The sequence below is a fragment of the Rahnella inusitata genome (assembly GCF_018288855.1).
Lineage (GTDB): Bacteria > Pseudomonadota > Gammaproteobacteria > Enterobacterales > Enterobacteriaceae > Rahnella > Rahnella inusitata.
Window position 1 is genome coordinate 403,946 of sequence record NZ_CP065024.1, and the last position, 20,570, is coordinate 424,515.

At 51.7% G+C, this 20,570-nt stretch carries 20 protein-coding genes; 19 read left to right on the forward strand and 1 reads right to left on the reverse strand.

Annotated elements, in window-relative coordinates:
• Window positions 1-223 precede the first annotated feature (223 nt).
• From mnmG to phoU, 19 genes are all read left to right on the forward strand, one after another.
• Window positions 224-2,113 carry a tRNA uridine-5-carboxymethylaminomethyl(34) synthesis enzyme MnmG gene (mnmG, locus tag I2123_RS01890; RefSeq protein WP_213051683.1) on the forward strand — a complete coding sequence of 630 codons (1,890 nt, stop codon included), beginning with the start codon at window positions 224-226 and terminating at the stop codon, window positions 2,111-2,113.
• Between the two features lie 132 nt (window positions 2,114-2,245).
• Complete coding sequence (rsmG, locus tag I2123_RS01895; RefSeq protein ID WP_213051684.1) at window positions 2,246-2,866, forward strand: 16S rRNA (guanine(527)-N(7))-methyltransferase RsmG; 621 nt, start codon at window positions 2,246-2,248, stop codon at window positions 2,864-2,866.
• A 648-nt stretch (window positions 2,867-3,514) separates the two neighbouring features.
• On the forward strand, window positions 3,515-3,913 hold the full coding sequence (gene atpI, locus I2123_RS01900) for a F0F1 ATP synthase subunit I (protein ID WP_112165423.1): 399 nt from the start codon (window positions 3,515-3,517) through the stop codon (window positions 3,911-3,913).
• Between the two features lie 22 nt (window positions 3,914-3,935).
• Window positions 3,936-4,718: a F0F1 ATP synthase subunit A gene (gene atpB / locus I2123_RS01905; protein ID WP_112165421.1), complete on the forward strand. Its 783-nt coding sequence runs from the start codon at window positions 3,936-3,938 to the stop codon at window positions 4,716-4,718.
• Between the two features lie 50 nt (window positions 4,719-4,768).
• Complete coding sequence (atpE, locus tag I2123_RS01910) at window positions 4,769-5,008, forward strand: F0F1 ATP synthase subunit C (protein ID WP_004093904.1); 240 nt, start codon at window positions 4,769-4,771, stop codon at window positions 5,006-5,008.
• A 65-nt stretch (window positions 5,009-5,073) separates the two neighbouring features.
• Window positions 5,074-5,544 carry a F0F1 ATP synthase subunit B gene (gene atpF / locus I2123_RS01915; RefSeq protein WP_056775959.1) on the forward strand — a complete coding sequence of 157 codons (471 nt, stop codon included), beginning with the start codon at window positions 5,074-5,076 and terminating at the stop codon, window positions 5,542-5,544.
• A gap of 14 nt (window positions 5,545-5,558) precedes the next feature.
• Window positions 5,559-6,092: a F0F1 ATP synthase subunit delta gene (atpH, locus tag I2123_RS01920; protein ID WP_112165419.1), complete on the forward strand. Its 534-nt coding sequence runs from the start codon at window positions 5,559-5,561 to the stop codon at window positions 6,090-6,092.
• Between the two features lie 12 nt (window positions 6,093-6,104).
• A complete protein-coding gene (gene atpA, locus I2123_RS01925) occupies window positions 6,105-7,646 on the forward strand; it encodes a F0F1 ATP synthase subunit alpha (protein ID WP_112165417.1) in 1,542 nt (513 codons plus the stop codon).
• Between the two features lie 71 nt (window positions 7,647-7,717).
• Window positions 7,718-8,581, forward strand: a complete 864-nt coding sequence (gene atpG, locus I2123_RS01930) for a F0F1 ATP synthase subunit gamma (RefSeq protein ID WP_112165415.1) — start codon at window positions 7,718-7,720, stop codon at window positions 8,579-8,581.
• 32 nt (window positions 8,582-8,613) lie between these two features.
• Window positions 8,614-9,996 carry a F0F1 ATP synthase subunit beta gene (gene atpD, locus I2123_RS01935; protein WP_056775954.1) on the forward strand — a complete coding sequence of 461 codons (1,383 nt, stop codon included), beginning with the start codon at window positions 8,614-8,616 and terminating at the stop codon, window positions 9,994-9,996.
• Between the two features lie 33 nt (window positions 9,997-10,029).
• Complete coding sequence (locus I2123_RS01940; protein ID WP_112165412.1) at window positions 10,030-10,452, forward strand: F0F1 ATP synthase subunit epsilon; 423 nt, start codon at window positions 10,030-10,032, stop codon at window positions 10,450-10,452.
• Between the two features lie 271 nt (window positions 10,453-10,723).
• Window positions 10,724-12,091, forward strand: coding sequence for a bifunctional UDP-N-acetylglucosamine diphosphorylase/glucosamine-1-phosphate N-acetyltransferase GlmU (glmU, locus tag I2123_RS01945; protein ID WP_213051685.1), 1,368 nt, complete (start codon window positions 10,724-10,726; stop codon window positions 12,089-12,091).
• 133 nt (window positions 12,092-12,224) lie between these two features.
• Window positions 12,225-14,054 (forward strand): glutamine--fructose-6-phosphate transaminase (isomerizing), encoded by a 1,830-nt coding sequence (gene glmS, locus I2123_RS01950; RefSeq protein ID WP_112165408.1) that lies wholly within the window; start codon window positions 12,225-12,227, stop codon window positions 14,052-14,054.
• Between the two features lie 99 nt (window positions 14,055-14,153).
• On the forward strand, window positions 14,154-14,894 hold the full coding sequence (gene rluF / locus I2123_RS01955) for a 23S rRNA pseudouridine(2604) synthase RluF (RefSeq protein ID WP_213051686.1): 741 nt from the start codon (window positions 14,154-14,156) through the stop codon (window positions 14,892-14,894).
• A gap of 194 nt (window positions 14,895-15,088) precedes the next feature.
• Window positions 15,089-16,129, forward strand: coding sequence for a phosphate ABC transporter substrate-binding protein PstS (pstS, locus tag I2123_RS01960; protein WP_112165404.1), 1,041 nt, complete (start codon window positions 15,089-15,091; stop codon window positions 16,127-16,129).
• A gap of 94 nt (window positions 16,130-16,223) precedes the next feature.
• Complete coding sequence (gene pstC / locus I2123_RS01965) at window positions 16,224-17,180, forward strand: phosphate ABC transporter permease PstC (RefSeq protein WP_112165402.1); 957 nt, start codon at window positions 16,224-16,226, stop codon at window positions 17,178-17,180.
• Window position 17,181: 1 nt separating this feature from the next.
• Window positions 17,182-18,069, forward strand: a complete 888-nt coding sequence (gene pstA / locus I2123_RS01970) for a phosphate ABC transporter permease PstA (protein ID WP_112165400.1) — start codon at window positions 17,182-17,184, stop codon at window positions 18,067-18,069.
• A gap of 87 nt (window positions 18,070-18,156) precedes the next feature.
• Window positions 18,157-18,924, forward strand: coding sequence for a phosphate ABC transporter ATP-binding protein PstB (gene pstB, locus I2123_RS01975; RefSeq protein WP_112165398.1), 768 nt, complete (start codon window positions 18,157-18,159; stop codon window positions 18,922-18,924).
• 10 nt (window positions 18,925-18,934) lie between these two features.
• Entirely contained in the window at window positions 18,935-19,663 is a 729-nt protein-coding gene (phoU, locus tag I2123_RS01980) for a phosphate signaling complex protein PhoU (RefSeq protein WP_112165396.1), read from the forward strand.
• A gap of 112 nt (window positions 19,664-19,775) precedes the next feature.
• On the opposite strand, the gene I2123_RS01985 is transcribed toward phoU, so the two are convergent.
• Complete coding sequence (locus I2123_RS01985) at window positions 19,776-20,468, reverse strand: TetR/AcrR family transcriptional regulator (RefSeq protein ID WP_112165394.1); 693 nt, start codon at window positions 20,466-20,468, stop codon at window positions 19,776-19,778.
• Window positions 20,469-20,570: the final 102 nt, after the last annotated feature.

The window sequence follows — 20,570 nt, forward strand, 5'->3', positions numbered from 1 at the left end:
GCATTCGATCCTTCTTAGCATATTGATCTTCATTGAGAAAAATGACTTATGCACAGAGGATCGCGATCCTAATAGAAGTATTAATAAGAGATCTTTAAATAAAAAAGATCTTCTTTTAATTAGGGAAGATCCTCCGGGGCTTGTGGAAGATCTAAACTTGAGTAGAATCCCTCCTCCCAACGCCATACAAAGAAAGTTCGCTTGAACGCTGAGGTGCAGTCGCATGTTTTATCCGGATCAATTTGACGTCATTATCATCGGTGGAGGTCATGCAGGTACTGAAGCTGCCATGGCATCTGCACGCATGGGACGTCAGACCTTATTATTAACCCACAATATCGACACGCTGGGACAGATGTCGTGTAACCCGGCAATTGGCGGGATCGGGAAGGGACATCTGGTAAAAGAAGTGGACGCTCTCGGCGGTTTGATGGCCACAGCTATCGACCATGCGGGCATTCAGTTTAGGATACTAAACGCGAGCAAAGGCCCTGCTGTACGGGCAACCCGTGCTCAGGCTGACCGTGTGCTTTACCGTCAGGCAGTTCGCACTGCCTTAGAGAATCAGCCAAACCTGATGATCTTCCAGCAGTCAGTCGAAGATCTCATTGTGGAAAACGATCGCGTTGTCGGTGCCGTGACCAAGATGGGGCTGAAATTCCGCGCCAAAACGGTAGTACTGACCGTCGGTACTTTTCTGGACGGCAAGATCCACATCGGACTGGAAAACTACAGCGGCGGTCGTGCAGGTGATCCTCCTGCTATCTCCCTTTCACAGCGTCTTCGTGAATTACCGTTACGCGTGAACCGTCTTAAAACAGGTACACCGCCGCGTATCGATGCCCGCTCCATTGATTTCAGCGTACTGGCTCAACAGCACGGCGATAATCCGGCTCCGGTATTCTCTTTCATGGGTAACGCGTCGCAACATCCGCGACAAATCCCGTGTTACATGACCTATACCAACGAAAAAACCCATGATGTGATCCGCAACAATCTGGATCGCAGCCCGATGTATGCCGGGATCATCGAAGGGATCGGCCCGCGTTATTGCCCGTCGATCGAAGATAAAGTCATGCGGTTTGCCGATCGTAATTCTCATCAGATCTTCCTTGAACCGGAAGGCCTGACCAGCAATGAAGTCTATCCAAACGGAATTTCAACCAGCCTGCCGTTTGACGTACAGATGCAGATCGTACGTTCCATGCAGGGGATGGAAAATGCGGTGATCGTTCGTCCCGGCTATGCCATCGAATATGATTTCTTTGATCCGCGTGATTTGAAACCGACGCTGGAAAGCAAATTTATTGCTGGACTGTTCTTTGCAGGACAAATCAACGGTACAACCGGCTACGAAGAAGCGGCGGCACAAGGTCTGCTGGCCGGTATGAACGCTGCACGCAGCGCCACCGACGATGAAGGCTGGGCGCCACGCCGTGATCAGGCTTATCTGGGTGTGCTGGTAGACGACCTGTGTACGCTGGGTACCAAAGAACCGTACCGCATGTTTACCTCGCGTGCTGAATACCGTCTGATGCTGCGTGAAGATAACGCCGATTTACGTCTGACGGAAAAAGGGCGTGAATTAGGCCTGGTCGACGATGCCCGCTGGGCACGCTTCAACCAGAAGCTGGAGATGATCGAGCAGGAACGTCAGCGTCTGCGCGGGATCTGGGTCAATCCTCATCACGCACAGGTCAGCGAAATCAACGCACACCTTTCCGCGCCGCTCTCAAAAGAGGCCAATGCTGAAGAGTTGCTCCGTCGTCCCGAAATGACGTATGCGCTGATCACCACATTGTCTCCTTTTTCGCCGGGCGTGCCAGATGTACAGGCTGCTGAACAGGTTGAGATTCAAATCAAGTACGAAGGCTACATTGCACGTCAGCAGGAAGAAATCGACAAACAGCTGCGCAATGAAAACACTTTGCTGCCAACAGATCTGGATTACCGTCAGGTGAACAGTCTGTCGAACGAAGTGATCGCCAAGCTAAACGATCACAAGCCGACGTCGATCGGTCAGGCTTCGCGGATCTCCGGTATCACACCGGCTGCTATCTCAATTCTGCTGATTTGGCTTAAAAAACAAGGCTTGCTGCGCCGTAGCGCCTGAGACACATCTCTGATGACCGCCCTTTGATCCCAAGGCGGCGGTCAATTCTCGCTTTCCCCGCCTTTTTGGCTGCTTTATCATTCCCCCACCGGGCTGTTCCCGGAATACCGACTCTGTCAGAGGATTTTCACTGTGCAAAAGAAACTGGACTCGCTGCTTGCTGCGGCAGGAATAGCGTTACCCGATCAGCAAAAACACCAACTGATTGCCTATGTTGAACTGCTGCATAAGTGGAACAAAGCCTACAACCTGACGTCGGTACGTGATCCGATGCAAATGCTGGTGCGCCATATTCTGGACAGTATCGTAGTAAATGAGCATTTGCAGGGCCGTCGTTTCATTGATGTGGGTACGGGGCCGGGCTTACCGGGCATTCCACTGGCTATCGTCCGTCCGGACTCGCATTTCACATTGCTGGACAGCCTCGGCAAACGCGTACGCTTCCTGCGTCAGGTTCAGCATGAGCTGGGGTTGAAGAATATTGAGCCGGTACAAAGCCGTGTGGAAGAGTTTGAACCTGAACCGCCATTTGATGGTGTGATAAGCCGTGCGTTTGCCTCGTTACAGGACATGTTGTCCTGGTGTCATCATCTGCCAAAGAAAGGGCAGGGGCGCTTCTATGCGCTCAAGGGCGTGTGTCCCGATGATGAACTGACGGCGTTACCTGACGGTATCACTTTGGAAAGTGTGGTGAAACTGCAGGTTCCGGAACTTGACGGAGAACGTCATCTGATAATTCTTAGTGCAAACTAAAGTTGAGAATTATCAAATAATCCTTAAAAAATATGTGTGTTAACAGAGTTAAAATGAGCAGGCTAATTAAATAGCGGTGACTTTCGACCAATCACCTCTTTTTTACACACTGTTAGCAATTAGGTGACCTTTATTTTTAATCCGTACCGAGATAGTCACTTGTGAAATTTAATCGGCATCAGGCCAGTGATATTCAACTTGTAATGAAAATGTTGATATTTGTTGGCTAGTTGTATCATCGGATGATGTCTATTTTTAAATAAGATGTTTTCTCAATCGCGGTTCTTTTAACAATATGATTTATATCATTTTTAAAAGGCCGGTTTAGCTAAAGACATTCGAGCGGTGCAGGGTATATAAATAGGGTCGCGTTAATTATGTGATCCAGTGCACGCTTCTTTGTCAGGTGATGAAATAACCGCAGCAAAGTAAAAAGGGCAAATTCAGCTATAGTTTCGTAATCAAAATAGCGATGAAGAGGAAAATTTAAATAATTGTTCACCTTTTCGCTACTTATCCATTGAATTCGTTCCTGTGCACCGTATAATTTGCTCGGTTTTTGCTGCTTGACTCAAAACAGTAAAGGCAGTGATATACGGCATTCAGCATACCTCCAGCTAGGTACTCGATACGGAGAGAACAAACGTCATGTCTGTATCCGGTATTTTACACAGTACGCATAGTGTGAAGGTTGCCAGAAAGCTGTTACTACTGCAGTTATTGACCTTTGTTCTGCTCAGTGCAGTCTTTGGCTTTAAAAGCCTGGAATGGACCACTTCAGCTCTTATGGGTGGTTTGGCCGCCTGGCTGCCAAATGTACTGTTCATGCTGTTTGCATGGCGCCATCAGGCGCAAACAACGGTCTCTGGACGGGTTGCCTGGTCCTTTGCTATCGGAGAGGCGCTGAAGGTGCTGGTTACGATAATCTTAATGATTGTCGCACTTGGCCTGTTTAAGGCGGCGTTCGCTCCGTTGGGGTTGGCCTATTTATCGGTGTTGATGACTCAGATTTTGGCACCGGCCGTCATTAACAGTTACCGTACTTAACTACTAAAGGGTAAGAGGCATCATGTCTGCATCAGGAGAAATCTCTACTCCACAAGAGTATATCGGTCACCATCTGACTCAGCTTCAGGTAGGGACGGGATTCTGGTCGATTAACATCGATTCGATGTTTTTCTCCGTGTTCCTCGGAGTACTCTTTCTGGTTATCTTCCATCGCGTCGCTAAAAACGCCACCAGTGGTGTTCCGGGGAAACTGCAAACGGCCATCGAGCTGGTTGTGGGCTTCGTCGATAGCAACGTGCGTGACATGTATCACGGCAAAAGCAAAGTCATAGCGCCTTTGGCTCTGACTGTCTTCGTCTGGGTGTTCATGATGAACATGATGGATTTGCTGCCAATCGATTTTCTGCCATACATCGGCGAACATCTTCTTGGTCTGCCGGCTCTGCGTGTTGTACCCACGGCTGACGTGAATATCACGTTGTCCATGGCGCTCGGCGTATTCATTCTGATTCTTTTCTATAGCATTAAGATGAAAGGCATTGGCGGTTTCGTTAAAGAACTGACAATGCAGCCATTCAATCATCCGGTTTTCATTCCGATTAACCTGATTCTTGAGGGTGTCAGCCTGCTGTCTAAACCAGTTTCACTGGGTCTGCGACTGTTTGGCAATATGTATGCGGGTGAGTTGATCTTCATCCTTATTGCTGGCCTGCTGCCGTGGTGGTCACAGTGGATCCTGAGTGTGCCTTGGGCCATTTTCCACATCCTGATCATTACGCTGCAAGCTTTTATCTTCATGGTTCTGACGATTGTCTATCTCTCGATGGCATCTGAAAAACACTGATTTTTCTTTCAACACTACTGCGTTTTAACTGAAACAAACTGGAGACTGTCATGGAAAACCTGAGTATGGATCTGCTGTACATGGCTGCCGCTGTGATGATGGGCCTGGCGGCAATCGGTGCTGCAATCGGTATCGGCATCTTGGGTGGTAAATTTTTGGAAGGTGCTGCACGTCAGCCTGACCTGATCCCTCTGTTGCGTACACAGTTCTTTATCGTTATGGGTCTGGTCGATGCAATCCCAATGATTGCTGTTGGTCTGGGTCTGTACGTGATGTTTGCTGTCGCTTAACTCTGAGCTTGCTCACGGTTAAACGAACTACATCAAATATTTCACTTTGAAAGAGGCATTGTGCTGTGAATCTTAACGCAACAATCCTCGGCCAGGCTATCGCGTTTGTCCTGTTTGTTCTGTTCTGCATGAAGTACGTATGGCCGCCGATTATGGCAGCCATCGAAAAACGTCAGAAAGAGATTTCTGAAGGTTTGTCTTCTGCAGAACGTGCCAAAAAAGAATTGGACTTAGCGCAAGCCGATGCGACCGACCAACTGAAGAAAGCCAAAGCTGAAGCTCAGGTAATCATCGACCAGGCGAACAAGCGTAAAGCACAGATCGTCGACGAAGCGAAGACCGAAGCCGAGCAGGAACGTAACAAGATCGTAGCGCAAGCTAAGGCAGAGATTGACGCCGAACGCCAACGTGCACGTGAAGAGTTGCGTAAACAGGTCGGGATTTTGGCCATTGCTGGCGCCGAGAAGATCATCGAACGTTCCGTGGATGAAGCTGCTAACAGCGACATCGTTGATAAACTGGTCGCTGAACTGTAAGGAGGGAGGGGCTGATGTCTGAATTTGTAACTGTAGCTCGCCCCTACGCCAAAGCAGCTTTTGACTTTGCCGTTGAGCACCAAAGCTTAGATCGCTGGCAGTCTATGTTAGCGTTCACGGCTGAAGTCACGCGCAATGAAATGATTGAAGAACTGCTTTCCGGTGCAACGGCACCAGAAACGCTGTCTAAGACGTTTATTGCCGTATGTGGTGAACAACTCGACGACGCAGGCCAGAACCTGATTAGGGTAATGGCTGAAAATGGACGTTTACGCGTTCTTCCGGAAGTGTTGCAGCAGTTCATCGAACTGCGCGCCTCACTGGAGGCTAGTGCTGAGGTTGAAGTCACTTCAGCAAGTCCACTGACGGAAGAACAGCAGGCAAAAATTGCTGCTGCTATGGAAAAACGTTTGTCTCGCAAAGTTAAGCTGAATTGCAAAATTGACAAGTCTGTTCTTGCCGGTGTCATTATCCGTGCAGGTGATATGGTGATTGATGGCAGCGTTCGCAGTCGTCTTGAACGCCTGGCAGACGTCTTGCAGTCTTAAGGGGACTGGAGCATGCAACTGAATTCCACCGAAATCAGCGAACTGATAAAGCAGCGCATTGCTCAGTTCAATGTAGTGAGCGAAGCTCACAATGAAGGTACTATCGTTTCCGTCAGTGACGGGATCATCCGCGTGCACGGCTTAGCCGATGTCATGCAAGGGGAAATGATTGCGTTGCCGGGTAACCGTTACGCTATCGCCCTGAACCTGGAGCGCGACTCCGTAGGTGCTGTTGTTATGGGCCCTTACGCTGACCTCGCCGAAGGGATGAAAGTAAAATGTACTGGCCGTATCCTGGAAGTTCCAGTTGGCCGTGGCCTGTTAGGTCGCGTTGTTAACACCCTGGGTGCGCCAATCGACGGTAAAGGTCCGGTAGAGCATGACGGCTTCTCAGCTGTCGAAGCAATCGCACCTGGCGTTATCGAACGTCAATCCGTAGACCAGCCTGTGCAGACAGGTTACAAATCCGTTGATGCCATGATCCCAATCGGTCGTGGTCAGCGTGAATTGGTCATCGGTGACCGTCAAACCGGTAAAACTGCTCTGGCGATCGATGCGATCATCAACCAGCGCGATTCCGGCATCAAATGTATCTATGTGGCTATCGGCCAGAAAGCGTCCACCATTTCTAACGTGGTTCGTAAACTGGAAGAGCACGGCGCACTGGAAAACACCATCGTTGTTGTTGCAACTGCATCAGAATCTGCTGCACTGCAATATCTGGCACCGTACTCCGGCTGCGCAATGGGTGAATACTTCCGTGACCGCGGTGAAGACGCACTGATCGTTTATGATGACCTGTCTAAACAGGCTGTTGCTTACCGTCAGATTTCCCTGCTGCTTCGTCGTCCACCAGGTCGTGAAGCTTACCCAGGCGACGTTTTCTATCTCCACTCCCGTCTGCTCGAACGTGCTGCGCGTGTAAACGCCGACTACGTTGAAGCATTCACTAAGGGTGAAGTGAAAGGCAAAACCGGTTCCCTGACTGCGCTTCCGATCATCGAAACGCAAGCGGGTGACGTTTCCGCGTTCGTTCCGACCAACGTAATCTCGATTACCGATGGTCAGATCTTCCTGGAATCCAACCTGTTTAACGCCGGTATTCGTCCTGCGGTTAACCCGGGTATCTCGGTATCCCGTGTTGGTGGTGCTGCTCAGACCAAGATCATGAAAAAACTGTCCGGTGGTATTCGTACCGCGCTGGCACAATATCGTGAACTGGCTGCGTTCTCCCAGTTCGCTTCCGATCTGGATGAGGCAACCCGTAAACAGCTGAACCACGGTCAGAAAGTGACTGAGCTGCTGAAACAGAAACAATACGCTCCGATGTCAATCGTGGCGCAGTCTCTGATCATCTTCGCAGCAGAACGTGGTTATCTGGAAGACGTTGAGTTGTCCAAAGTCGGTAGCTTTGAAGCGGCACTGTTGGCGTTTGCCGACCGTGAGCACGGCGAGCTTCTGCAGCAAATCAACCAAACTGGTGCGTATAACGATGAGATCGAGGGTAAATTCAAAAATATCCTCGATACCTTCAAAGCAACCCAGTCCTGGTAACACTAAGCGGCCTTGCTGTCCTGCATTTGGCAGATAAGCAGCGGGCCGTTTGGTAATGAGGAGAAGCAGAGATGGCCGGCGGAAAAGAGATACGTAGTAAGATCAGCAGCGTGCAAAACACGCAAAAGATCACTAAAGCGATGGAAATGGTCGCCGCCTCCAAAATGCGTAAAACGCAGGAACGTATGGCGGCCAGCCGTCCTTATGCAGAAACCATTCGTGAAGTGATTGGTCACCTTGCGTTAGGTAATCTGGAATATAAGCACCCTTACCTGGATGAGCGTGACATTAAGCGCGTCGGGTATCTGGTGGTGTCTACCGACCGTGGTCTTTGTGGTGGTTTGAACATTAACCTGTTCAAAAGACTGCTGGCAGAGATGAAAGGCTGGTCCGAAAAGGGTGTTGAAGTTGATCTCGCACTGATCGGTTCCAAAGCAGCCTCTTTCTTCGGCTCCGTGGGTGGCAACGTTGTTGCTCAGGTTACTGGCATGGGGGATAACCCTTCTCTGTCAGAACTGATCGGACCGGTTAAAGTGATGTTGCAGGCTTTCGACGAAGGTCGCTTAGACAAGTTATGCGTTGTTAGCAATAAATTCGTCAATACCATGTCTCAGGAACCACGCATCGTGCAGCTGTTGCCTCTGCCACCAGCAGAAGACGGCGCACTGGCGAAGAAATCCTGGGATTACCTGTATGAGCCGGACCCTAAAGCGCTGCTGGATACCCTCCTGCGTCGTTATGTGGAATCTCAGGTTTATCAGGGCGTCGTAGAAAACCTGGCCAGCGAACAGGCCGCGCGAATGGTAGCGATGAAAGCCGCAACCGATAACGGCGGCAGCCTGATCAAAGAGCTGCAGTTGGTATACAACAAAGCTCGTCAGGCCAGCATCACTCAGGAACTCACCGAGATCGTCGGGGGAGCCTCCGCGGTTTAAGCTAGGTTTACGAATTACGTAGAGGATTCAAGATGGCTACTGGAAAGATTATCCAGGTAATCGGCGCCGTGGTGGACGTCGAGTTCCCTCAGGATGCAGTACCGAATGTGTACAATGCTCTTGAGGTAGAAAACGGTACCTCCAAGCTGGTGCTGGAAGTACAGCAACAGTTAGGTGGCGGCGTTGTTCGTTGTATCGCAATGGGTACATCAGATGGCCTGCGTCGCAATCTGAAAGTGAACAACCTGGAACACCCAATTGAAGTTCCGGTTGGTGTAGCGACTCTGGGTCGCATCATGAACGTATTGGGTGAACCAATCGACATGAAAGGTGAAATCGGCGAAGAAGAACGTCGTTCAATTCACCGTCCTGCTCCTTCTTACGAAGAGCTGGCGAACTCCCAGGAATTGCTGGAAACCGGTATCAAAGTTATGGACCTGATGTGCCCGTTCGCTAAGGGCGGTAAAGTCGGTCTGTTCGGTGGTGCGGGTGTTGGTAAAACTGTAAACATGATGGAGCTGATCCGTAACATCGCGATCGAGCACTCCGGTTATTCTGTGTTTGCAGGCGTGGGTGAACGTACTCGTGAGGGTAACGACTTCTACCACGAAATGACCGATTCCAACGTTATCGACAAAGTTTCCCTGGTTTATGGCCAGATGAATGAGCCACCAGGCAACCGTCTGCGTGTAGCACTGACTGGCCTGACCATGGCGGAGAAATTCCGTGATGAAGGTCGTGACGTTCTGCTGTTCATCGATAACATTTACCGTTATACCCTGGCCGGTACTGAAGTGTCCGCACTTCTGGGCCGTATGCCTTCTGCGGTAGGTTATCAGCCAACGCTGGCGGAAGAGATGGGCGTTCTGCAAGAACGTATCACCTCGACCAAAAGTGGTTCTATCACCTCCGTACAGGCCGTTTACGTCCCTGCGGATGACTTGACTGACCCATCTCCAGCCACCACCTTCGCTCACTTAGATGCGACCGTGGTACTGAGCCGTCAGATCGCGTCACTGGGTATCTACCCGGCGGTAGACCCACTGGATTCCACCAGTCGTCAGCTGGATCCACTGGTTGTTGGTCAGGAACACTATGATGTGGCTCGTGGCGTGCAGTCTATTCTGCAACGTTATCAGGAACTGAAAGACATCATCGCGATCCTGGGTATGGACGAGTTGTCAGAAGATGACAAACTGGTTGTATCCCGTGCGCGTAAGATTCAGCGTTTCCTGTCCCAGCCATTCTTCGTGGCCGAAGTCTTCACCGGTTCTCCGGGCAAGTTCGTTTCGCTGAAAGATACCATCCGTGGTTTCAAAGGCATTATGGACGGCGACTACGATCACCTGCCGGAACAAGCGTTCTACATGGTTGGCACCATTGAAGAAGCAGTGGAAAAAGCCAAGAAACTGTAACGCTAGTTTGTTGTGGTATTGAGAGAGGATGACATGGCTGAAAAAGCTTACCATCTGGATGTAGTCAGTGCGGAAAAGAGAATGTTTTCCGGCATGGTACAGAAGATCCAGGTGACGGGTAGCGAAGGCGAACTGGGTATTTTCCCGGGGCATGCTCCGCTGCTCACCGCCATCAAGCCTGGCATGGTGCGCATTGTTAAAGAACACGGGGAAGAAGAGTATATCTATCTTTCCGGCGGCATCCTTGAGGTGCAGCCGAATGCAACAACCGTGTTGGCTGACACTGCAATCCGTGGGCAAGACCTCGACGAAGCGCGCGCGCTTGAAGCTAAGCGCAAGGCGGAAGAACATATTAATAGTTCTCACGGCGACGTTGACTACGCTCAGGCGTCAGCAGAACTGGCTAAGGCGATCGCGAAACTTCGCGTTATCGAACTTACCAGGAAAGCGATGTAACGACATCAGTGTAAAAGGCGACCTTCGGGTCGCTTTTTTTTTACCTTTAAATAAGACACTTTTCTGCGTTTATCCGAAGGCGGAAATTCACGTTTAATGGAATACTTGCGGAATAAGTGGACGTTTTACCCTCAGATTTTTTGCTGTAGTCTATACCGTGCTCAACCCTTACAGGCTGCGGCCTGCAGGTGGTTTTTGAAGCGAAATATGTAGTAATCCGGGCACTGAACGGGTTACTTTTGTCACTCAAATTGGATTTGTCAGGTTACCTATGTCGAACAGCACACTGAGTGTGGTCATCCTTGCCGCGGGCAAGGGAACACGCATGTACTCCAACCTTCCTAAAGTTCTTCATTCCTTGGCAGGTAAGCCGATGGTGCAACACGTGATTGATGCCGCCATGCAGGTGGGGGCGAAGAACGTGCATCTGGTCTATGGCCATGGTGGCGAGTTGCTGAAGAAAAATCTGGCGGGCAGTGATCTGAACTGGGTATTGCAGGCAGAGCAACTGGGTACCGGTCATGCTATGCAGCAGGCAGCGCCTTTCTTTGCTGATGATGAAGATGTGCTGATGCTGTACGGCGACGTTCCGTTAATTTCCGTCGATACGCTGGACAAACTGCTGAAAGTCAAACCGGAAGGCGGTATTGGTTTATTGACCGTCGTGCTTGACGAGCCAACCGGCTATGGTCGCATCGTGCGTGAAAATGGCACAGTGATCGGCATTATCGAACAAAAAGATGCCAGCCAGGAACAGCTTAAAATTCAGGAGATTAACACCGGAATTCTGGTAGCCAACGGAGCATCTTTCAAGCGCTGGCTGAGCAAACTCAATAACAATAATGCGCAGGGTGAATACTACATCACCGATATCATTGCGATGGCACATGCCGAAGGGCACCAGATCGCCACCGTTCATCCGGCGCGTAACAGTGAAGTGGATGGCGTGAACAACCGCCTGCAACTTTCGCGCCTTGAGCGCGTGTATCAGAGCGAACAGGCTGAACGCCTGCTACTGGAAGGCGTGATGCTGATGGATCCGGCGCGGTTTGATTTGCGCGGCGAGCTGTCTCATGGCATCGACGTCCTGATCGATACCAACGTGATTATCGAAGGCCACGTCAAACTGGGCGATCGGGTGAAAATCGGTGCGGGCTGCGTGCTGAAAAACTGTGTGATTGGCGATGACTGTGAAATCAGCCCTTACAGCGTCTTCGAAGATGCGGTGCTGGAAAGCGGTTGTACCGTCGGGCCATTCGCCCGTCTGCGCCCTGGCGCTGAGCTGGCCGAAGGCGCGCACGTCGGCAACTTCGTCGAAATCAAAAAATCCCGTCTGGGCAAAGGCTCTAAAGCGGGTCACCTTTCTTATCTCGGCGACGCTGAGATTGGTGACAACGTGAATATCGGCGCGGGCACCATCACCTGTAACTATGACGGCGTGAACAAAAGCAAAACGATTATCGGCAATGACGTGTTTGTCGGCTCCGATACTCAGCTGATTGCGCCTGTTACTGTCGGCAACAATGTGACCATCGCGGCGGGCACCACTGTGACGCGCGATGTTCCTGACAACGGTTTACTGTTAAGCCGGGTGCCTCAGGTGCATAAACCTGACTGGCAAAAACCGGTGAAGAAATAATAAGCATTACATAATAATCCCCAACTTCTACAAGGCTCGGGGAACCGTAAGTACACCGGAAAACGGGGCTCGCGGATAAATCAGGTCAGGCATCAAAAAAGGTCCCGAAAGACCTTCAATAGGAATAAAACTGATGTGTGGAATTGTAGGCGCAGTAGCGCAACGCGATATTGCTGAAATTCTGTTAGAAGGTTTACGCCGTCTCGAATACCGCGGTTATGACTCAGCCGGTCTGGCTGTGATTGATGCGCAAGGGAAAATGGGGCGTTTGCGTCGTCTGGGCAAAGTCCAGATGCTGGCTGACGCGCTGGATCAACATCCACTGCACGGCGGCACCGGTATTGCGCACACCCGCTGGGCAACCCACGGCGAACCTTCTGAAGCTAACGCCCACCCCCATGTGTCCGATTACATCGCGGTGGTGCATAACGGCATCATTGAAAACCACGAACCTCTGCGTGAATTACTGATTGAACGCGGCTACCGTTTTGATTCCGAAACGGATACCGAAGTGATCGCGCATCTGGTGCATTGGGAACAACTTCAGGGCGGCACGCTGCTGGAAGTGGTTCAGCGTGTTATCCCGCAACTGCGTGGCGCATACGGTACTGTCGTGATGGACAGCCGTGATCCGTCCGTTCTGGTCGCCGCCCGTTCCGGCAGTCCACTGGTGATCGGTCGTGGCGTGGGTGAAAACTTCATTGCTTCCGATCAGTTGGCATTGCTGCCGGTCACCCGTCGCTTCCTGTTCCTGGAAGAAGGCGATGTGGCGGAAGTGAAACGTCGCTCGGTCAGCGTGTATGACAAAAATGGTCATGCAGTTGAGCGTGAAGAAATTGAATCCAAAGTGCAGTACGACGCGGGTGATAAAGGCGTTTACCGTCACTACATGCAGAAAGAAATCTACGAACAGCCTCTGGCGATCAAAAACACCCTGGAAGGCCGTTTCAGCCATGGTGAAGTGAATCTGAGCGAACTGGGCGAAAAGGCTGACGACATTTTGTCACGCGTTCAGCATATCCAGATTATTGCCTGCGGGACGTCGTATAACTCCGGTATGGTCGCGCGTTACTGGTTTGAATCATTGGCCGGTATGCCTTGTGATGTGGAAATCGCATCTGAATTCCGCTATCGCAAATCTGCTGTACGTCCGGGCAGCCTGATTATCACGCTGTCCCAGTCCGGCGAAACGGCCGATACGCTGGCCGCCCTGCGTCTGTCCAAAGAACTGGGTTATCTCGGTTCTCTGGCCGTGTGTAACGTGGCCGGTTCATCGTTGGTGCGTGAATCCGACTTGGCACTGATGACCAAAGCGGGCACCGAAATCGGCGTTGCATCGACCAAAGCGTTTACCACTCAGCTGACCGTTCTGTTGATGCTGGTGGCGCGTATGGGTCGTCTGAAAGGCGTAGCGCCGCAGGTTGAGCACGACATCGTTCATGCGCTTCAGGCATTGCCTGCGCGTATCGAGCAGATGCTGTCGCTGGATAAAACCATCGAAGCTCTGGCAGAAGGTTTCTCTGACAAGCATCACGCCTTGTTCCTCGGTCGCGGCGATCAATACCCGATTGCGATGGAAGGTGCGCTGAAGCTCAAAGAGATCTCTTATATTCATGCCGAAGCCTATGCAGCAGGCGAGCTGAAACACGGCCCGCTGGCGCTGATTGATGCCGATATGCCGGTGATCGTGATTGCGCCAAACAACGAACTGCTGGAAAAGCTGAAGTCGAACATCGAAGAAGTGCGCGCCCGTGGCGGCCTGCTATATGTCTTCGCCGATCAGAATGCCGGTTTTACCGACAGCGACGGCATGAAGATCATTCAGCTGCCACACGTTGAAGAAATCGTCGCACCGATTTTCTACACCGTTCCGCTCCAGCTGCTGTCCTACTATGTCGCGCTGATCAAAGGCACCGACGTAGACCAGCCGCGTAACCTTGCGAAGTCTGTGACGGTAGAATAAGTCTTTAAGATTTGTGCTTCTGAGCGCCCCCCGTGGGCGCTTTTTTATTTCTGCGACGCAACAAGGTATAGTCCGCCTTTTACAGAGGTTCTCTGCGCAATGCCGATCCCTTCTTCCATACGGATTAACAAATACATCAGCGACAGCGGCATGTGTTCGCGGCGTGATGCTGACCGTTATGTCGAAAACGGGCGGGTATTGATTAACGATTTGCAGGCCGAATTTGGCGCTCAGGTCTTTGACGGCGATGTAGTGAAGGTGGATGGCCAGCTCATAGGGCAACGAGATGAAACCGGTCTGGTGCTGCTCGTGCTGAACAAGCCGGTAGGCATTATTACCTCGATGGACGAAAGTCTGCCGGATAACATCGGAACACTGATTCATCACAGCAAACGTATCTTTCCGGTCGGGCGTCTGGATAAGGATTCGCAGGGACTGATTTTACTGACCAACCACGGCGACATGGTGAACAAAATTCTGCGCGCCGGTAACGATCATGAAAAAGAGTACGTGGTGACCGTCAACAAGCCGGTGACCGACGCATTCATTCTCGGCCTGAGCACTGGCGTTCCGATGCTGGGCACCGTGACCAAAGCCTGCAAAGTGGTGAAAGAATCGGAATATATTTTTCGTATTACGCTGGTGCAGGGCCTTAACCGTCAGATCCGCCGCATGTCGAAGTATTTTGGTTTTGAGGTGACCCGTCTTGAACGCGTGCGCATTATGAATATTCATCTGGAAGGGCTGCCGTTGGGGGAATCACGGGAATTGACCGGTGATGAAGAGAAAGAGTTATTGCGGCGTATTCAACACTCGGTTTCCGACGAAACACTGCCGTAAGCGGTCATTTCTCCACCAGGGCACGCCTCAAAACCCCTCAGTTTTGCCGTATTGCCTGAATTATGACCATTGTCATAAAACTGTCATATAACGTACATTTTACTGTCACCAAACTGTCCTATTTTCCTCCTGTGCCTAACACTTTAATTAACGTCGACATTAGTCGGGAAGTTTAAAACCACCAGGAGTGGAACATGAAATTGATGCGTAACACCGTCGCCGGTCTTGTAGCAGCGACTTTTTCCCTCACAGCAATGTCTGCTTTCGCTGCCTCTAACCTGACTGGCGCTGGCGGTACCTTCCCTGCACCTGTTTACGCGAAGTGGGCAGATGCTTATCAGAAAGAAACCGGTAATCAGGTTAACTATCAGGGCATCGGTTCTTCCGGCGGCGTGAAACAAATCATCGCCAAAACCGTTGATTTCGGTGCGTCCGACGCCCCGATGAAAGAAGAAGATCTGACCAAAAACGGCCTGTTCCAGTTCCCTACCGTGATCGGTGGCGTGGTACTGGCGGTTAACATCCCTGGCATCAAATCCGGTCAGCTGACTCTGGACGGTGCAACGCTGGGTGATATTTACCTCGGCAAAATCAAAAAGTGGAACGACGCGGCGATCACTAAGCTGAACCCTGGCGTGAAACTGCCAGACACTAACATCGCGGTGGTACGCCGTGCTGATGGTTCCGGTACCTCTTTCGTGTTCACCAGCTATCTGGCGAAAGTGAACAACGAGTGGAAAGAGAAAATCGGTTCTGGTTCTACCGTTAACTGGCCTACCGGTCTGGGCGGTAAAGGTAACGACGGCGTGGCGGCATTCGTGCAGCGTCTGCCAGGTTCTATCGGCTACGTAGAATACGCTTACGCGAAACAAAACAACCTGGCTTACACCAAACTGGTGGATGCCGACGGTAAAGCCATTACCCCGACTGAAGAATCTTTCAGCGCAGCGGCCAAAGGCGCTGACTGGACGAAAACCTTCGCTCAGGACCTGACCAATCAGAAAGGTGACAATGCGTGGCCAATCAGCTCCACCACCTTCATCCTGATTTACAAAGACCAGCAAGATGCAGCTAAAGGCACTGAAGTGCTGAAGTTCTTCGACTGGGCTTACAAAAACGGTAACAAGCTGACGACCGACCTGGATTACGCCGCACTGCCTGATTCTGTGGTTGAACAGATCCGCGCAGCGTGGAAAACCAATGTAAAAGACTCCAGCGGCAAAGCACTGTACTAGGATCTGACCTTCCGTCTGATATAGAGTACAAGTCTTCTGCTTCATTCCCTCTCCGGCCGGGGAGGGAATTAAATCTGAATTAAAAGAGAGTGGTATGGCTGAATACAAGCCGGCTATCAAGGCACCAAGCAAAAACGGTGACATCATCTTCGGCGCGCTGGTCAAACTGGCTGCGCTGATCGTGTTATTAATGCTGGGCGGTATTATCGTCTCGCTGTTTATTGCTTCCTTACCGAGCATTGAAAAGTTCGGTTTATCCTTCCTCTGGAATAAAACCTGGGACGCCCCGAACGAGCAGTTCGGCGCACTGGTGCCGATTTACGGTACCGTCGTCACCTCGATTATCGCCTTGCTGATTGCCGTACCGGTCAGCTTTGGTATCGCGTTATTCCTCACCGAACTGGCTCCGAACTGGCTGAAACGTCCGCTAGGCATTGCCATCGAGCTGCTGGCGGCTATTCCCAGCATAGTTTACGGCATGTGGGGTTTATTCGTTTTTGCACCGCTGTTTGCCCAATACTTCCAGACGCCAGTCGGTGACGTACTTTCCGGCATCCCGATTGTTGGCGCCCTGTTCGCCGGTCCCGGATTTGGTATCGGTATTCTGGCTGCGGGTGTGATCCTCGCTATCATGATCATCCCTTACATCGCCTCGGTAATGCGCGACGTGTTCGAGCAAACGCCGGTGATGATGAAAGAGTCCGCTTACGGCATCGGTTGTACGACGTGGGAAGTGATTTGGCGCATCGTGTTGCCGTTCACTAAAAACGGCGTGATTGGCGGTGTGATGTTAGGGCTGGGGCGCGCATTGGGTGAAACCATGGCGGTGACCTTTATCATCGGCAACACCTACCAGCTCGACAGCGTCTCGCTGTATATGCCGGGCAACAGTATTACCTCGGCGCTGGCTAACGAATTCGCCGAAGCCGAAGCCGGTCTGCATACCGCCGCGCTGATGGAACTGGGCCTGATTCTGTTCGTGATTACTTTTATCGTTCTGGCGCTGTCGAAAGTGATGATTCTGCGTCTGGCTAAGAAAGAGGGCCGTTAAGATGACGACACTCGAAATGCAAAGCACCCCTGAACTGCTGGAGTCGCGCCGCAAACGTCAGGCATGGCGTCGGCAGAAAAACCGTCTGGCGCTGCTGGTCTCTATGATGACGATGGCGTTCGGTTTGTTCTGGCTGGTGTGGATCCTGTTCACCACCGTGGTGAAAGGCGTCGACGGAATGTCGCTGGCGCTGTTCACTGAAAATACCCCGCCACCGAATACGGCGGGCGGCGGTCTGGCGAATGCCATCGCGGGCAGCGGATTACTGATTTTGTGGGCGACCGTGATCGGTACGCCACTGGGCGTGATGGCGGGGATTTATCTGGCAGAATATGGCCGCAAATCCTGGCTGGCGGAGTTCATTCGTTTCATCAATGACATTCTGCTTTCCGCGCCTTCCATCGTCGTTGGCCTGTTCGTGTACACCATTATGGTAGCGAAAATGGGGCATTTCTCCGGCTGGGCGGGCGTTCTGGCGCTGGCGCTGCTGCAAATCCCTATCGTTATCCGCACCACCGAAAACATGCTCAAACTGGTGCCGGACAGCCTGCGTGAAGCGGCTTACGCACTGGGTACGCCAAAATGGAAGATGATTTCCGCCATCACGCTCAAAGCGTCGGTGTCCGGCATCATCACCGGTATCCTGCTGGCGATTGCCCGTATTGCCGGTGAAACCGCGCCACTGCTGTTCACGTCTCTCTCCAATCAGTTCTGGAGCACCGACATGATGCAGCCGATTGCCAACCTGCCGGTGACCATCTTCAAGTTTGCGATGAGCCCGTTTGGCGAATGGCAACAACTGGCGTGGGCGGGCGTGCTGCTGATTACATTGTGCGTGCTGCTGCTGAATATTCTGGCGCGTGTGATTTTCGCGCAGAAAAAACAATAATTCATGATGGATGGCAGGCGATAACGGCTGCCGTCACTGTTTTCCCGGCGTCGCGATGCGGCGCGCGAATAAGAGAGATGTCTGAGAATGACTGACGCATCCAACAGCAAGATTCAGGTTCGCGATCTGAACTTTTATTACGGCAAATTCCACGCGCTGAAAAATATCTCCCTGGATATTGCCAAGAACGAAGTGACTGCATTTATCGGCCCGTCGGGCTGTGGAAAATCCACACTGCTGCGCACGTTCAACAAAATGTATCAGCTGTATCCTGAGCAGCACGCGGAAGGCGAAATCCTGCTCGATGGCGAAAATATTCTGGTCGATAAGCAAGATATCGCCCTGCTGCGCGCCAAAGTCGGCATGGTGTTCCAGAAGCCAACGCCGTTCCCGATGTCGATTTACGACAACATCGCATTTGGCGTGCGTCTGTTTGAGAAGCTTTCCCGTAACGATATGGATGAGCGCGTGCAGTGGGCGCTGACCAAAGCGGCGCTGTGGAATGAATCCAAAGACAAATTGCATCAGAGCGGTTACAGCCTCTCAGGCGGTCAGCAACAGCGTTTGTGTATCGCGCGCGGTATCGCGATCCGCCCTGACGTGCTGCTGCTCGACGAACCCTGCTCGGCGCTGGATCCGATTTCCACTGGCCGTATCGAAGAGCTGATCACCGAACTGAAATCCGATTACACGGTAGTGATTGTGACGCACAACATGCAGCAGGCTGCGCGTTGTTCAGACCGCACTGCGTTTATGTATCTGGGCGAACTGATCGAATACAGCGACACCGATTCGCTGTTCACTTCGCCAGCGCGTAAACAGACTGAAGATTACATTACTGGCCGCTACGGTTGAGGTAAGAAAAATGGATAACCTGAACTTAAACAAACATATTTCCGGCCAGTTCAACGCAGAGCTTGAGCACATCCGCACCCAGGTGCTTGTGATGGGCGGTCTGGTTGAACAGCAACTGACGGACGCTATCACCGCGATGCACAATCAGGACGCGGAGCTGGCGCAGCAGGTCATCAAAGGCGATGACAAAGTGAACATGATGGAAGTGGCGATCGACGAGGCCTGCGTACGCATCATTGCCAAGCGCCAGCCGACTGCCAGCGACCTGCGTTTAGTCATGGCGATCATTAAAACCATTTCCGAGCTGGAGCGTATCGGCGACGTGGCGGATAAAATCTGCCGTACCGCGCTGGAGAAATTCTCGCATCTGCATCAGCCGTTGCTGGTCAGCCTGGAGTCACTGGGCCGTCACACCGTGCAGATGCTGCATGACGTACTGGATGCCTTCGCACGCATGGATCTCGACGAAGCGGTGCGGATTTACCGTGAAGACAAGAAAGTGGATCAGGAATATGAAGGCATCGTGCGCCAGCTGATGACCTACATGATGGAAGATCCGCGCACCATTCCAAGCGTTCTGACTGCGCTGTTCTGCGCCCGTTCTATCGAGCGTATCGGCGACCGTTGTCAGAACATTTGCGAATTCATCTTCTACTTCGTGAAAGGTCAGGATTTCCGTCACGTTGGCGGCGATGCATTAGATAAGTTGCTGACAGACAGCAAAGAAAAGAAAGAGTGATCTGTCCTTCATCATTCGCCTTTCTGCAACGCGAATTATTGAGTGCAACGTCAGCGAAACGCTAAAAACAAAAAAGGCCTCACACGAGGCCTTTTTGCTGTCCGATCAGCGGTTATTTCATCACATACCGCAGTGCTACCACCACCGCCAGCTGGCGATAATGCGCGACCTGCAAATCCACTTCGTCAGGATTTTCAAACAATGCGCCGAAGGTGTACTGGTTAGCCACCTGATGCACACACAGGCTGCTGATCAGCCGGTGAACGTCACGCGCCTGCGCGTCGTCCTTGAAAAGGTGGCTCTGTTTTCCACGTTCGAGAATATCTTCCAGCACCGTTAAGGCCGATTTGTTGATCTCACGGATGCTGGTGGACTGGCGGATGAAGCGCCCGCGCAACATGTTTTCGGTCGAAACAATACGGATAAATTCCGGATGCGAGACGTGGAAATCAAAACTGGCTTCCACCAGCTTGACGATCGCTTCGGCGGGCGGAAACGCCGATAAATCCAGATCCAGCTCGTGCTGGCGGATCCCACGATAAACGTGCTCCAGCACCAGTAAATACAGCGCTTCCTTGGTCTTATAGTGGTAGACCACCATACGTTTTGTGGTGTTGGCATTGGAGGCGATATTCTCCATCCGCGCGCCCATCAGGCCAGACTCGGCGAATTCAGCCAGCGCGCTGTCAAAAATACGCTGCTTCAGGCCTATCGGATCATTTTTACGTCCCGGCGCCGGGGAACTTTGGCTGCTCAGCGTCTTACCCTCATCATTAACCACATTTACGTCCCAGAGATTAACCATTGATCCGCTCAGTTACAATCCGCCGGGCGACAATCCGTGCATTCACACCCACCGGTGGCACTTGACGAACCGGGGATCAGGGTCCACTACTGTAAGAACCGA

Coding starts and splice junctions, on each gene's coding strand:
- phoU (WP_112165396.1), top strand. CDS start 18,935: ATGGATAACCTGAACTTAAACAAACATATTTCCGGCCAGTTCAACGCA.
- atpG (WP_112165415.1), top strand. CDS start 7,718: ATGGCCGGCGGAAAAGAGATACGTAGTAAGATCAGCAGCGTGCAAAAC.
- atpA (WP_112165417.1), top strand. CDS start 6,105: ATGCAACTGAATTCCACCGAAATCAGCGAACTGATAAAGCAGCGCATT.
- pstA (WP_112165400.1), top strand. CDS start 17,182: ATGACGACACTCGAAATGCAAAGCACCCCTGAACTGCTGGAGTCGCGC.
- I2123_RS01940 (WP_112165412.1), top strand. CDS start 10,030: ATGGCTGAAAAAGCTTACCATCTGGATGTAGTCAGTGCGGAAAAGAGA.
- atpB (WP_112165421.1), top strand. CDS start 3,936: ATGTCTGCATCAGGAGAAATCTCTACTCCACAAGAGTATATCGGTCAC.
- atpE (WP_004093904.1), top strand. CDS start 4,769: ATGGAAAACCTGAGTATGGATCTGCTGTACATGGCTGCCGCTGTGATG.
- atpI (WP_112165423.1), top strand. CDS start 3,515: ATGTCTGTATCCGGTATTTTACACAGTACGCATAGTGTGAAGGTTGCC.
- pstB (WP_112165398.1), top strand. CDS start 18,157: ATGACTGACGCATCCAACAGCAAGATTCAGGTTCGCGATCTGAACTTT.
- rluF (WP_213051686.1), top strand. CDS start 14,154: ATGCCGATCCCTTCTTCCATACGGATTAACAAATACATCAGCGACAGC.
- atpD (WP_056775954.1), top strand. CDS start 8,614: ATGGCTACTGGAAAGATTATCCAGGTAATCGGCGCCGTGGTGGACGTC.
- I2123_RS01985 (WP_112165394.1), bottom strand. CDS start 20,468: ATGGTTAATCTCTGGGACGTAAATGTGGTTAATGATGAGGGTAAGACG.
- mnmG (WP_213051683.1), top strand. CDS start 224: ATGTTTTATCCGGATCAATTTGACGTCATTATCATCGGTGGAGGTCAT.
- pstC (WP_112165402.1), top strand. CDS start 16,224: ATGGCTGAATACAAGCCGGCTATCAAGGCACCAAGCAAAAACGGTGAC.
- glmS (WP_112165408.1), top strand. CDS start 12,225: ATGTGTGGAATTGTAGGCGCAGTAGCGCAACGCGATATTGCTGAAATT.
- pstS (WP_112165404.1), top strand. CDS start 15,089: ATGAAATTGATGCGTAACACCGTCGCCGGTCTTGTAGCAGCGACTTTT.
- glmU (WP_213051685.1), top strand. CDS start 10,724: ATGTCGAACAGCACACTGAGTGTGGTCATCCTTGCCGCGGGCAAGGGA.
- atpH (WP_112165419.1), top strand. CDS start 5,559: ATGTCTGAATTTGTAACTGTAGCTCGCCCCTACGCCAAAGCAGCTTTT.